This is a genomic window from Porphyromonas uenonis 60-3, from assembly GCF_000174775.1.
Classification (GTDB): Bacteria; Bacteroidota; Bacteroidia; order Bacteroidales; family Porphyromonadaceae; genus Porphyromonas; species Porphyromonas uenonis_A.
Genome location: NZ_ACLR01000013.1, coordinates 26,412 through 40,495, shown reverse-complemented (window position 1 = coordinate 40,495; position 14,084 = coordinate 26,412). Strand labels below are relative to the sequence as shown.

Annotated in this window: 9 protein-coding genes; 3 read left to right on the top strand and 6 right to left on the bottom strand. The window is 53.3% G+C overall.

All coding sequences use genetic code 11. The features are described from left to right. Nucleotides 1–144 precede the first annotated feature (144 nt). The 3 genes from PORUE0001_RS00545 to PORUE0001_RS10485 all read left to right on the top strand — a co-directional run bounded on the left by PORUE0001_RS00545 (nt 145) and on the right by PORUE0001_RS10485 (nt 5,785). A complete protein-coding gene (locus PORUE0001_RS00545; protein WP_039865124.1) occupies nt 145–3,219 on the top strand; it encodes a SusC/RagA family TonB-linked outer membrane protein in 3,075 nt (1,024 codons plus the stop codon). 39 nt (nt 3,220–3,258) lie between these two features. After that, nucleotides 3,259–4,926, top strand: coding sequence for a RagB/SusD family nutrient uptake outer membrane protein (locus PORUE0001_RS00540; protein WP_007364478.1), 1,668 nt, complete (start codon nt 3,259–3,261; stop codon nt 4,924–4,926). Nucleotides 4,927–5,563: 637 nt separating this feature from the next. Continuing rightward, nucleotides 5,564–5,785 (top strand): hypothetical protein, encoded by a 222-nt coding sequence (locus PORUE0001_RS10485; RefSeq protein ID WP_157750176.1) that lies wholly within the window; start codon nt 5,564–5,566, stop codon nt 5,783–5,785. Nucleotides 5,786–5,827: 42 nt separating this feature from the next. On the opposite strand, the gene fsa is transcribed toward PORUE0001_RS10485, so the two are convergent. The 6 genes from fsa to PORUE0001_RS00510 form a co-directional block, all read right to left on the bottom strand. Continuing rightward, nucleotides 5,828–6,493, bottom strand: a complete 666-nt coding sequence (fsa, locus tag PORUE0001_RS00535; protein ID WP_007364486.1) for a fructose-6-phosphate aldolase — start codon at nt 6,491–6,493, stop codon at nt 5,828–5,830. A 30-nt stretch (nt 6,494–6,523) separates the two neighbouring features. After that, a complete protein-coding gene (locus PORUE0001_RS00530; RefSeq protein ID WP_007364462.1) occupies nt 6,524–7,087 on the bottom strand; it encodes a gamma carbonic anhydrase family protein in 564 nt (187 codons plus the stop codon). Nucleotides 7,088–7,091: 4 nt separating this feature from the next. Next, on the bottom strand, nt 7,092–8,882 hold the full coding sequence (locus PORUE0001_RS00525) for an aminopeptidase P family protein (RefSeq protein ID WP_007364494.1): 1,791 nt from the start codon (nt 8,880–8,882) through the stop codon (nt 7,092–7,094). Between the two features lie 39 nt (nt 8,883–8,921). Next, nucleotides 8,922–10,484, bottom strand: coding sequence for a DUF4301 family protein (locus tag PORUE0001_RS00520; RefSeq protein WP_007364481.1), 1,563 nt, complete (start codon nt 10,482–10,484; stop codon nt 8,922–8,924). Nucleotides 10,485–10,963: 479 nt separating this feature from the next. Beyond that, nucleotides 10,964–13,558 (bottom strand): DNA mismatch repair protein MutS, encoded by a 2,595-nt coding sequence (gene mutS, locus PORUE0001_RS00515; protein WP_198400673.1) that lies wholly within the window; start codon nt 13,556–13,558, stop codon nt 10,964–10,966. A 136-nt stretch (nt 13,559–13,694) separates the two neighbouring features. Further along, a complete protein-coding gene (locus tag PORUE0001_RS00510) occupies nt 13,695–14,078 on the bottom strand; it encodes a MerR family transcriptional regulator (RefSeq protein WP_007364499.1) in 384 nt (127 codons plus the stop codon). Nucleotides 14,079–14,084 lie beyond the last annotated feature (6 nt).

Genomic DNA, 14,084 nt, shown 5'->3' with positions numbered 1-14,084 from the left:
TGCGGGGTGGTGCGTAGAGAGGTCCCTCTACTTGTTGCTTTGTAAGCTATCTCAGAGATACACTGCCACGACCGGTCGCTGGATGTGGTGGTGGGTATGGCTATCTAAACTATCAATGTATAACTAACGCTAAAGAAGAGTTTTATGAAAAGATTGGCTCTATTCTTTCTGATGCTAACGGCCAGCATAGGCTGGGCTGTGGCGCAGAATAGGACCATCACAGGTACTGTCACCTCGGGAGAGGGTAAGGAGCCAGTGATGTTTGCGAACGTGGTCGTGGAGGGCAACACCTCTATCGGTACCACGACAGACGTAGATGGTAAGTTCACCCTCAGTGTACCTGCCTCTGCAAAGAAGCTGACCTTCTCCTATGTAGGTCTTAAGACAGTCACCTTACCTATCACTAAGGTGATGAATGTCGTCATGACGGCTGACTCACAAGTCCTTGATCAGGTCGTCGTAGTAGGTTACGGTTCAGGACAGAAGCTCAGCACGATCTCAGGCTCTATGGCTCGCGTATCTGGTGAGCAGATCGCAGAGAAGCCTGTTGCCAACGTAATGGATGCACTCCAAGGTAAGGTCGCTGGTATGAGCGTCTTGACAACCTCTGGAGACCCTAACGCTGTGGCAAAAGTCCAGATCCACGGTACTGGTTCACTAACGGCTGGCTCTGCACCTCTATACATCGTAGATGGTATGCAGACAGACCTAGGTACCGTCATGGCTATGAACTCCAACGATATTGAGAGCTTGACTACCCTTATGGACGCTTCGTCAACATCTATCTACGGTGCGCGAGCAGCTAATGGTGTTATCGTCATCACCACCAAGAAGGGTAAGCGCTCTGAGGAGGGCTTCGGACATATTACTGTCAATGCACAGTATGGTATCTCTCAGTTTATCAATAGAAAGCCGTACGACAACATGATGACTGGTGACGAGCTCCTCCAGTATCAGGCTTCTCACGGATACCTAAAGACGAAGAATAAGAATCAACTTCTTATGAAGCTCAACGAGCTAGCTACCAAGGCATCGTCAGAGACTGAGGCTTGGCCATTCAATCCTCTTGAGAATAATGATGTGAAGAACTACAACGCAGACAACTACAACTTTGACTGGCTTAAGTTCTTTATGGGTCGCAACGCTCCTACGTACAATGCTGACATCTCCTTTAGCGGTGGTAGCAATCGTACGCAGTACTACATCTCTATGGGTACCTTCTCACAGGAGGGTCTGACTCGTGGCCGCAACAGCTTCACACGTTACAACGGTCGTATCAGCGTAGACTCTCGTGTTAAGGAGTGGCTCAAGGTCGGTGCCAACATCTTTGGCGCTTACACACAGCAATACGCTTCTAGCTTTGAGGGTGGAGCTTATGTCAACGAAGGCCCGTACGGAGCTCTCTCTCAGCCTCGCTACCTCTCTCCTTATGACAAGAATGGTGAGCTACGTCGCTACTGGTACCTAGTACAGCTAGGTAAGTCTACGGTCGATAGAGTAATCAAGGACAAATACATTAGAAACCTCTCTGATGGCTACCAGGCTAACATCGGTGGTTATGCAGAGCTGACTCCTATCAAGGGACTTGTCATCAAGACACAAGCTGGTCTTGATCTGTCTCACTCGTTTACCTCTAAGTCTTTCCTCCCTGGTGCTTACTGGGAGACCGACCAGCGTGGTTCAAGGAGCGAGCGTCGTTCACTCTCGAACCTATTCACATGGACCAATACGGCTGAGTATCGTACCACCTTTGCTGACAAGCACAAGCTGACCTTCCTACTTGGTCAGGAGTGGGTACAGAGCCGTGCCGACATTATCGCTGCTTATGCGAATGGCTTTGAGCATCGTAGCTTTATGCTATTAGGAAATGGTAGCACGCAGCCCGAGGATCTGATACTACCTGATCAGGCTAAGAGCGGGTACAACTACCTCTCTTTCTTCGGTCGTGTCAACTACTCTTTTGACAACTACCTACACCTAGATCTATCACTGCGTAGTGATGCTTCATCACGCTTTGGCGCAAATAACCAGACAGCACTCTTCTACTCAGTCGGTGCTACCTATGATCTCTATCGCGCACACCTAGAGCACATAAAGTGGCTCAATACGCTACGTCTACGTGCCAGCTGGGGTACTACGGGTAACTCTTCTATCCCCACTCTGGCATTCTACCCACACCTCGGTCGTGTCAACTACAGCGGTGACTTCGGTCTCTATGCTGCTGCCATCGGTAATCCTGACCTAGGCTGGGAGCGTCAGTCTAACCTCAACATCGGCGTAGACTTCGATGCTTTTGACAATCGTCTCCATACGGTGGCAAACGTCTATCACCGTATCACTGACAACATGCTTATGCAGGTACCTCTACCTTACATCTCCGGCTTTGCTTCTCGTTATGAGAACGTAGGCTCGATGACCAATACGGGTATTGACCTGACGGCTAGCTACGACATCGTTCGTACACGTGACTGGAACGTCTATGTTTCTGCCGTACTCAACTACAACCACGAGCGTATCTCTAAGATATTCTACGGTATGGATGAGTACAAGATGCCTAGCTACAGCTTGGTCTACAAGGTAGGTGAGGCTGAGCAGTTCCTCATGGCTGAGTATGCTGGTGTCAATCCAAAGACTGGTAAGCAGAGATGGTATGTACCCGATGAGAATGGCAACATCTCACCAGACCGTATCACAGAGGAGTATGTAGCTGAGAAGCTACTCCGTGCTTCGGGCAAGAAGCTTCGTGCTCCGTTCAACGGTGGTTTCTCTATGGGTGCTAGCTGGAAGGGTCTAGCTCTAGACATCGACTGGTCATTCAACGTAGGTAAGTGGGTTATGAACAATGACCGCTACTTTACGGAGAACCTCAGCTTCGATAATCTATCCGACAACAAGAGCCGCAAGGTCTTGGAGGCTTGGACGCTAAAGAACCGCAACACCGACGTACCTAAGTTCGGTGAGAAGGTTGCCTTTGACTCTCGTTTCTTAGAGAATGCTTCGTTCCTTCGTCTGAAGAGCGCACGCCTTTCTTACGCTCTACCCTCAGAGTGGTTTAAGAAGGTGGGTCTTATCACGGGTGTCCGTGTCTATGTGACTGGCCGTAATCTGCTCACCATTACTAAGTTCACCGGCTTTGATCCAGAGGCGGTCTTGAATATGGCTATGAATAGTTATCCTAATACACGTCAGTATGTAGGTGGTATCCAGATTACATTCTAAGCGAAGTCTATTCAATCACCTTATAATAGAAGATAAAGTATGAAACAACATATCAAGACGCTAGGTCTCCTGCTTGTATCGCTACTCGCTTTGACCGCTTGTAAAGTGGAGTTTATCCCTGAGGGCAACGAGCAGCAGTCCGCATTCAAGACCATGCAAGATGTCAAGTGGACGCGTGAGGCCATGTTTGAGACGCTTAGAGGAGCTGAGTCGCCTGCGAATCTCTTCGTAGGAGACTATCAGTCTGACCTCTTCAATGTAGTCAACTTCCGAGACAATGGAGCTTACGGTAAGTTCTATGACTGGGATGAGCACCTCCTAGGGGATGCTGAAGAGATTGCTGCTTATTACGGATCTTACGCTTCACTCATCAAGGATGCCAACTACTTCATCATGCGTGCTGAAGAGTTTACGGCAAACGAGGAGCTTATGAAGGGTCTGTCAAAAGAAGACCTTGCAGCTATCAAAGTGTACGTAGCTGAGGCTCGTACACTACGTGCACTGGGTCACTATCGTCTGATGCTCCGCTTCTCTAAGCGATACAATGATGCCAACGATGGTGGCGATCTAGGTATCGTGATGATGAAGAAGTTTGACCCCCTCTTTAAGAGCACGCCTAAGGCACGCTCTACGCAAAAGGAGGTCTACACTTGGTGTCTGAATGAGCTAAAGGAGGCTGCTAATGATCTACCTCCCAAGACTGCTTACAATGACAAGAAGATGGGTAAGATCCCTTGCTATCTTGTTGATGACTACGCTTACGCTGTCAGTGCTCGTATACTCCTTGAGATGCACCGCTATGCCGATGCTATCGAAATGGTAGAGAAGTTCATTGACAACTATCCTCTTGCTACGAGTGCTGTGGCAGATAAGGGTAATGATCATGATCCACACGCCTTTGAGAATATCTGGAAGTACGAGACCTCTACAGAGATTATGGCTATGACCTATGCTAATAAGAAGGTAGGTCGTGTCCGTGGTATCCTAAACGGACTGCGCTATATCCCTAAGGCTCTAAAAGATGGTAGTGACGCCGAGCTTGCTGTACCAGCATGGCTCCCGACACAGTATCTAATAGATCTCTACACCAAGGCAATAGATACCAAGGCTGCTCCAGGCGACAAAGACTATCGCTTCCAGCACTGGTTTGACAATGGTACGAAGAAGGCTCATAAAGTTGACGTCTTTGTCTATGATACTGCACCTCTTGAGAAGCTAGGCTTTGGCTATTACGTCTATAAGTTCAGTGGTAATCCTGATCTAGATCAGAACTCTGAGAAGCATCTCTACAGCTATGCTCACACGACTCACCTCTTTGACATTGCTGAGGCGCACCTTATCAAGGCTGAGGCTCAGGCTTGGAGTGGTGATGTAGCTGGTGCTAAGGCTACGCTCCAGAAGCTTCGTAAGTCTCGTGGTCTAGGTGATGAGCTCAAGGCCAGCAATCAAGACGAGATTAAGCAGGCTGTTATGAACGAGCGTACTCGCGAGATGCTCGGTATGGGTACTCGTATGAATGACCTGAAGCGCTGGGGTCTCGGTATAGACCGTCAGGATAAAGATGCTCAGCAACAGCTCATGGCTAAGCCAGGTGCGCTCCACGAGAACAATACAGACCTCAAGCGCCCTGCTACGGACAAGATGTTCATCTGGGAGTTCCCTCTCCAGGATCGCTTCGCAAATAAGGAGCTTGTACGTAACTGGTAAATCATAGGAATATAACTCAGCGACGCTTCCTATCGCTAGGTATGACTAGCTAATAGGGTAGAACTCGCAAGAGATCCTAACGATAGAGACAGCCCCCGAGATATATCCACGCTGATGGATTATCTCGGGGGCTTCTTGTGTCTTTCGGTATTCTAGTCTCTGCCTCCTCAGGTATATAGAGAAAATAGCTCGCCACTCGCTTTTGCCGTGAGACTTGGATTCGGTTTAGTTGGGATAGGAGTAGGGATGACGTATTATAATCCTTGCATTCTACTAGCTAAGCTTGACGAAGCCCTGGGATGGGCAGATTGAGCCTCGCTCCGTAGCGCTATAGACTCTCTTTATAGCTGCCTCCACATCTTCTCTGATTCCAGTTTCTCCTGAGGAAATCGTAAAGCTCCAGGGAGCAAACGAAAATTCGTCACCGAGGGCCGAAATAAAAGTTCGGAAGAATGAAATGAAAGTTCGGAAGAAAGAAATCAAAGTTCCGAAGAATTTTTTCGTTTCTCGGTGGCGGATTTCTATTTTCTACGGAGACATTGGCGATTTCCTCGAGGGTGTGGTGCCAGGATCCTCGGAGTGCGTCAAAGTGCATCGGGACGAGTAACGGCTGTAGGGACGCTCGGTCGAGCGTCCGTTGTGTCAAAGGTTACAGCGTCGTGGTTTTAACGGGGACGGACGCACGACCGTGCGTCCCTACAGCCGTTACTCGTCACGCTTTGACGGGGACGGGCGCACGATCGAGCGTTCCTACAGCCGTTACTCGTCACGCTTTAACGGAGACGGACGCACGACCGTGCGTCCCTACATTTCGCTACACGTCTCATCTCTAAACATGCGAGCCACCTTCTCTAGCTAGAGAGGGTGGCTCGTGTGATTGTGCGAGTCTTAGCGAGTAGCTCTACTTGCCTTGCTTAGCGACGCGCTCTTGGTCGGCTATGAAGGCTGCAAGACCGCTATCGGTGAGCGGGTGCTTGAGCAGTCCGAGGATAGCTTTGAGCGGGCAGGTGGCTACGTCAGCACCGACACGCATACAGTCGATGATGTGCTGGGTGTGACGGATGCTAGCTGCGAGCACTTGCGTGTTAAAGCCATAGGTCTCGAAGGTCTCTACGATGTCGGCGATGAGCGAGACACCGTCCGAGCTGATGTCGTCAAGACGACCCACAAAGGGAGAGACGTAGGTAGCCCCCGCCTTGGCAGCTAGGACAGCCTGACCAAGGTTGAAGATGAGCGTACAGTTCGTCCGTATGCCCTCCTTGGTGAGCTGGCAGATAGTCTTGATGCCGTCTTGGGTGCAGGGCACCTTGACCACAATGTTCTTGTGGAGGGCCGCTAGCTCGCGAGCCTCGGGGAGCATCTTGTCGTAGGTTGTGCTGAGCACCTCGGCACTGACGTCGCCGTCTACGATATTGCAGATCTTGAGGTAGTGCTCACGGCAAGCAGCATCGCCAGCGATGCCTTCCTTAGCCATGAGTGAGGGGTTGGTCGTGACGCCATCGAGGACACCGAGCGCTTCGGCCGTGCGGATATCTTCGAGATTGGCTGTATCAATAAAAAACTTCATAATATGAGGTATAGGTTGAGATATAAAATGCTATTCGTGTGAACCCTCAGAGTACTTCTCAGGATTCATAAACCAGTCGGCATACATGCCGTAGTCGTGAGCTATGCGCTTGTTGAGCTCTTGACTTTGCTCGGGAGGCACATCCTTGATATACTTGGCGGGCGTGCCAGCGTACATTGTGTAGGGCGGGATGATCGTATTGGCCAGGACGACCGCCCCAGCTGCTACGATAGCGCCCTCACCAACCTCCGCATTGTCCATGACGACAGCGCCCATGCCGATGAGTGCATAGGCACCCACCTTGGCACCGTGTAGGATGACGTTGTGTCCGAGTGAGACGTAGTCGCCTAGGTCGCACACGGAGCGTCCGTGGAGCGTATGGAGCGTACAGCCGTCCTGTATGTTGACATGCTTGCCAATGCGGATGCTACTGACATCGCCACGTAAGACTGCGTTGAACCATATGCTACTGCCCTCGCCAATGACTACATCACCGATGATGCGAGCCCCCTCGGCGACGAAGATGCCTTCCCCGAGCTGAGGCGTAAAGCCCCGCACGGGGATGATGCTTCCTGCTGGATATTCGTATGCCATAGGATTAGAGAGGTAAGGTCTTATTGCGTAGCCACTGAGCCTCCTCAGGGGTGAGTAGGGGAGAGAGCTCCTGGTAGACATGCTCCTGATAACCGTTGTACCAAGCTATCTCCTTGTCGGTCAGGAGCGACTTCTCTACAAGCGTATTGTCTAGGAAGCAGAGCGTCATAGTCTCAAAACCGTAGAAGGTGCCGAACTCGGTCTGCTCCTTCTCGACTGTCAGGATCAAGTTCTCGATGCGGATACCGTGCTGGTTCGCACGATAGAGACCAGGCTCATTGCTGGTGAAAGTGTGCAGGTGCATCGGCGTTGGGTTGTTGTCCGTGCGAATGTTTTGCGGTCCTTCGTGTACATTTAGGAAGACACCGACACCGTGTCCCGTGCCGTGACCATAGGAGAGACCTCTATCCCAGAGCGCCTTGCGGGCTAGTATGTCTAGCTGGTTGCCACGGGTACCCTTGGGGAAGCGTGCCGTAGCGATTGCTATGTGTCCCTTGAGCACCAGCGTGAAGTCTGTCCGCTGCTGGTCGGTGACAGGACCAAGAGCGATCGTGCGGGTGATGTCTGTCGTACCATCGATGTACTGCCCACCACTGTCCAGTAGGAGCATGCCCTTGGGCTCTAGCTTGTAGGCACTCTCGGGTGTGGCGGAGTAGTGCACGATAGCTCCATGGGCTTCGTAACCGCAGATGACTCCAAAGCTGTCACTGACGTAAAACTCTTGCTTCGCGCGGAACTGCTGGAGCGTCTCGCCTGCTGAGTACTCGTCGACGTGCTCGCCATTCTTGAGAGCCTGCTCGAGCCAGATGAAGAAGCGAGTCAGGGCGACACCATCACGGTGCATAGCACGGTGGATGCCAGCTATCTCTGTCTCATTCTTGATCGACTTGAGGTGCGATATGACTGAGTCGCCTGTGATGACGGGACGCTCGCCCAGCTCCTCACGAACACGCTGTGAGGTGCGCTTCGGATCGACCATCACCTTGAGGTCCTGTGGTAGCTTGCTCAGGAAGTCGTAGAAGGTGTCGTAGTCGCGAACCTCTACGCCCTCACCATTGAGGATCTGACGTAGCTCGAAGACCGTTTTCTCTGGCAATGCAAAGAGATAAGCGTGCTCATTGTCAATAAAGCCAAAGGCGATGCCCACAGGATTGTAAGAGACGTCGTTGCCCCTGATGTTAAAGCTCCAGCAGAGTTCGTCAACCATCGTGATAGCGACCGCCTCAGCGCCATAGCTTTGGTAAGCCTCGCGGATACGTTGCAGACGATCACGGGTGCGCTCGCCTGAGAACTTGACATCCTGCAGGTAGAACGTATTGGTCGGCACGCCAGGTCTGTCGCTCCACACCTCCTCAATGAGGTCATACTGGGAGACTAGCTTGATGCCGTGGTTAGCTAGCGACTGGGCAAGCGGTGCGTACTCAGCCATGGAGTAGCAGGCTCCGTCGACACCGACGACAGCACCTTTGCTCAGATGCGCAGAGAGATACTGCTCGATGGTAGGCGTGTCAGGATCGTCGCCACGCTGTAGCGTCATCTCGCTACCTTGTAGCTCGTTCGTTGCCTGTAGATAGTAGCGTGAGTCGGTCCACATGAAGGACTTGTCTAGCGTCACAAGCGCTGTGCCGGCAGAGCCGGTGAAGCCACTGATCCAGGTGCGCGACTTCCACCGCTCGGGGGTGTACTCGCTCAGATGAGCGTCGCCACTAGGTATGATGTAAGCATCTATATGATGCGTGCGCATCGCTTGGCGGAGCGCCTCGATACGCTGATTGATAGGACTGTTTGTTGGCATATATATGATTGTTTGTTCTTTGTTCTAATGGGTCAGGGATTAGTCAGCAAGCGGTTGATGCTCGGGACGGAGCAGGTCTAGGACCGTCTTGACTGGGGTAAAGGTATCGCTCGGAACCTCAACGAAGATCGTATTCCAGTCGTGCATCGCTCCATTCCAAAGGCCAGGGTGCTCCAGCGCTTTAAGCGGGCGCCCCTCGACGCTCTTCTCACTGATGAAAGCTGTCTGCGGATTGACATACTTGTGCAGGTCAAAGGGCTTCCCCTCGTAGTCTCGTATGTAACAGCAAAGGTCGACTGGATTGAAGTGGGTCCCCTCGCGCATCATCTCAAGAGCCTCGGGGTTGTTCTTGTCCACCTGGACGCTCTCTAGGATTTGTAGCGAGGTCGTGCCGTCCGCTTCGCGTACTAGATAGGGTCCACCGCCAGGCTCGCCCTCGTTGCGTACCATACCGCAGACACGTATCGGACGGTCTAGCTTAGCTACTAACTTAGGTATCAGTTCCTCCTCGCTAAGTAGCTCGGCGTGCGGAATCTGTATGCAGAGCGTCTCATCGAGGAAGGTCAAAACCTCCTCCGTCAGCGCCTTGCTTACCTTCGAGCGCTTGAGCTGCTGCAGATAGCCGAAGATGCGGTCGCGTACCGCCAGGAGGATACCGCCGAGGAGCTTTTTGTAGAGGACTGTATTGCTTTTCAGGTGGTCGGGCGTGACGTTGTCAATGTTTTTGATGAAAACGACTGAAGCGTCCAGCCGACCAAGATTGCCAATGAGCGTACCGTGCCCACCAGGGCGCAGGAGTAGCGTACCGTCAGCACGGCGGAAGGGCGTGCCACGCTCTAGGTCTAGAGCGATCGTGTCGGTGCTGCGCTCCTGGATACTATAGGTCACATGATAGCGACAGCCAAACAGATCCTCGAAGCTCTGGATGCGTCGATCGACTAGAGAGCGAAAGGCCTCCAGATGCTCAGGCGATACGGTGAAGTGCAACCGCACATCTCCGTGAATGTCTTGTGTATAGAGCGCCCCCTCAACCATATGCTCCTCGATAGGGGTGCGCTTGGTACCGTTGGGGTAATCGTGGAAGAGGAGCATCCCCTTCGGCCGTGACCCGTAGCCCATGCCGTGCGGGTCGAGAAGGTTGTCAATGATGGTGCCGTACTGCTCACTCTCCATCAGCTTGCTCATGGTGCGCCAATTGTTGCGCAGGCAGGTCTCGCTCAGCTTCTCATAGAAGGCAAACGACTCTAGATGATCCACAAACGTCTGCTGGTCGGGTGTCAATTCATCGTGCGAGATCTGTTGCTCCTTTGGTAGCCCATAGAGCGACTTAAACATGCGACTCGCGGCTCCCGAGGCGGGGACAAACTTGATGACGTCGGCTCCAGGCTTCTGCAGGTAGTCATGCCATAAGTCTAGGTAGTAAGGCATCTCGTCAGTTGCTAGGCGCATGATGCCTCGCTCGAGCTTTGCTGAGTCGACGATGACTAGATAAGGCGTCCCATCAATAAGTAGCTTGAGCTGTCGCTCCGCTTCGTCAGCGGATATGCCCCGCTCAGCAAGGTAGCTGAGGTCTTCGGAGGTAAATGTGTTAGAGTCGTCCATACGATGTGAGGTGTCAGAATAATAGGCACCTCAAAGATACGAAAAAGTAGTTAGAGGTTAGAGATTGGGTCAATCGGAGGTGTCGGAATGGTATTTGAGGTATCAGGGCGATACGTGCGTTCCTACAGGAGTCGTCTCGTTGTGCGTCCCGACAGCTTGTTCCTCGTGAGACTAACGAAGTCGAATGAAGAGGCGTCCTTAGACTCCATTTCGTGGTAGAGATTGAGAGATGCTTACTGAAGGCGAGCGATAGCGTTTGGGCTGTGGTCTGTGTGTCCCACAGATGTGGATCGTTTGTTGTCTCGCTCGTCTTAGAGGATTGTTGAGAAGCTTGCGAACTACAGACGAATCTTGGGTACACTAGAGCGCAACCTTGATTGTCATCCGTATTACCTTTGCACTGTCCATTCACTAGGCATCGCACATTCCAGAGTCAAAGAGAGACGACACTCCCGTGCGTCCCTACACAGTGTTGCTCGTTAATTGTTGAGCATCTGCTTGAGGGCGTCGAGTTGCTTGAGAGCGTCCAGGGGCGTGAGATTGTCGATGTCTAGCTCGTTGATCTTGGTGCGGACGGCCGTGAGGACGGGGTCGTCTAACTGGAAGATAGACATTTGCATGCCTCCGCTCTGGGACGTGCTGGGGGTGGCTGAGTCGGGTGCTTGGTCGCTCTCGGTGCGGTAAGCCTCTAGGTGCTGGAGCACTTCGCCTGCTCGCGCTACGATCCAGGTGGGCATACCAGCCAACTTCGCTACCTGTATACCGAAGCTGTGCGCTGAGCCTCCAGGGACCAGCTTGCGGAGGAAGAGCATCTCGCCATCGATCTCACGTGCCGAGACGTTGTAGCACTGCACCCGCTCGAGGTGGTCGGCTAGTTCGTTGAGCTCGTGGTAGTGTGTGGCGAAGAGCGTCTTGGCTCGTCCTTGCGTCGTGCTGTGCAGGTACTCGACGATGGCCCACGCTATGGAGACCCCGTCGAAAGTACTGGTGCCACGCCCCAGCTCGTCAAAGAGGATCAAGCTGCGAGGAGTCAAGTTGTTAAGGATGCTGGCGGCCTCCTGCATCTCAACCATAAAGGTGGACTCGCCTACGGCGATATTGTCCGAAGCGCCCACACGGGTGTAGACCGAGTCAACGATGCCGATGGTGGCTGAGGTGGCGGGGACGAAGCTTCCCATCTGCGCCATGATCACGATGAGCGCCGTCTGGCGGAGGAGGGCACTCTTACCGCTCATGTTCGGGCCAGTGATGATCATGATTTGGCAGTCGATGGGGGAGAGCTTCACATCATTGGGGATGTAAGGTTGCCCAGCGGGAAGGGTTCGCTCGATGACTGGGTGGCGTCCGTCGACGATCTCTAGGTCGTACCCATCGTTGAGCGTGGGGCGACAGTAGTCATACGCCTCGGCAACAGCGGCTAGCGAGGCGAGGACATCGAGCTGCGCTAAGATCTGAGCATCCTGTAGGAGTTGGTTGGCAAACTGCTGGAGCGTCCCAATGAGCTTCGCAAAGAGCTCTTGCTCTAGAGCTAAGATACGATCTTCGGCTCCGAGGATCTTCTCCTCGTACTCCTTTAGTTCTTGGGTAATGTAGCGCTCCGCATTGACGAGGGTTTGCTTGCGAATCCACTCTTCGGGCACTTGCTCTTTGTAGGTGTTGCGCACCTCAAGATAGTAGCCGAAGACATTGTTGAAGCCAATCTTGAGACTGGAGATGCCAGTGTGCTCCGTCTCACGAGCGAGGAGGTCGTCGAGGTATTGCTTGCCCGACTTGAGTAAGCGCCGTAGCTGGTCTAGCTCTTCGCAAAAGCCCTCTGCGATCGTCGCCCCTTTGCCGATCTGCTGCGGTGCCTCGGGATTGAGCTGGAAGGTGATCTGTTGGCACAGTTGCGTGCAGGGATCGAGTAGCGAGCAGAGTGTCGTCAGGGTCTCCTCGCCTTCGTCTAGAGCGAGCTGGCGTATGGGTGCGATGAGAGCGATGGAGAGTCCGAGGCGAACCACTTCGCGAGGGGTGATACGACCCATGGCGACACGTCCCACGAGGCGCTGCAGGTCGCCTATCTCCTTCATCTGGTCGGTAAGCTTGGTGCGCAGCTGAGGATTGTCCACAAGGTTTGCGACAATGCTTTGGCGCTGTTGGATCGCTTGGAGCTCTTTTAGCGGGAAAGCTATCCACTGATCCAATAGACGAGCACCCATCGGCGTGACCGTTTGATCGAGGATCTGGCGGAGCGTGGTGCCGCCCGCATTCATCGGAGTGGTGAGCTCCAGACTGTGAGCCGTAAAGCCGTCGATGCGCACATGTCGCTGCTCGTCAATGCGCACGATGCGGGTGATGTGGCCGATCTCGGTGTGCTTCGTCATGTCGAGGTAGTGAAGCACGGCCCCCGCGGCTGTGATCGCTAGCGGGAGGGTGTCGATGCCGAAGCCCTTGAGCGAGAGCGTGCCGAAGTGCTGCAGAAGACGCTCACGGTTGTTGCTCTCGGAGAAGATCCAGTCGTCGTAGTCCGAGAGATGTCCCTCGGGCTGGAGGAGGCGCTGCAGATGGTCGCGATGCTTGCGCTCGATGAGGATTTCCTTGGGGTTGTAGCCCGAGGTGAGCTTGGCGAGTACCTGATCGGTGCACTCGGTGGCGTAAAACTCTCCCGTCGAGAGGTCGAGCAGTGCTAAGCCGTAGCGGTTCTCCCCTTTAGCTTCGGGGTAAACGGCTGCGAGGAAGTTGTTTTGCTTGCTCTGGAGAACATTGTCCGTGGTGACCACGCCAGGGGTTACGATCTCGGTGATGCCTCGCTTGACCAACTTATTGGTCAGCTTCGGATCCTCGAGCTGATCACAGATAGCCACCCGTTTGCCCGCCCGCACCAGCTTAGGCAGATAAGTATCGAGCGCATGGTGGGGAAAGCCCGCCAGCTCGACATGCTGCGCTGCTCCGTTGGCACGCTTGGTGAGCGTGATGCCGAGGATCTTGGACGCCTCGATGGCATCGTCGGAAAAGGTCTCGTAGAAGTCGCCCACACGAAAGAGCAAGATAGCATCGGGATGCTTCTTCTTGAACTGCAAGTACTGCCGCATCATCGGGGTCTCGGCGATCTCTTTCTTAGCCACGGGATAAATAGTCTCTTAGGTAGTTATGGCATCAAAAGTACCAAAAAAAAGCATACGCCTCGTCTCCACAACCCCCTAAAGTAAGGAAGGAGAGCTAGAAAAGGAGCTAGAGTAGTCCCTCTTGGCGGAGGCGGTCACGCACTTCGCTGGCGGAAGTGTAGCGCTCGATCTGCTCGATGAGCTGACGCAGCTCGACAAGTTCGTCGCGCACCGCTTTGAGCTGGGCAATCGCCTCGGCACGTTGCTCCGCCTCTTGGGGATTGTGTCGGAGAGTTGCCTTGGCACCGTCGATCGTCAGGTTAGACTCTCGCAGTAGGTGACGGATTAGTTGCAATTCGCGCAGATTATCTTGCGAATACTTGAGTCGTCCCGTGCTACTGCGACGCACCTGCACGGCAAAGGTCTCGACCCAGTAACGCACCGTAGACTGACTCTCTTGGAGCGCCTCAGACACCTCTCGGTGGGAGTAGTAGAGCTTTTTGCTGTCCATACGCAC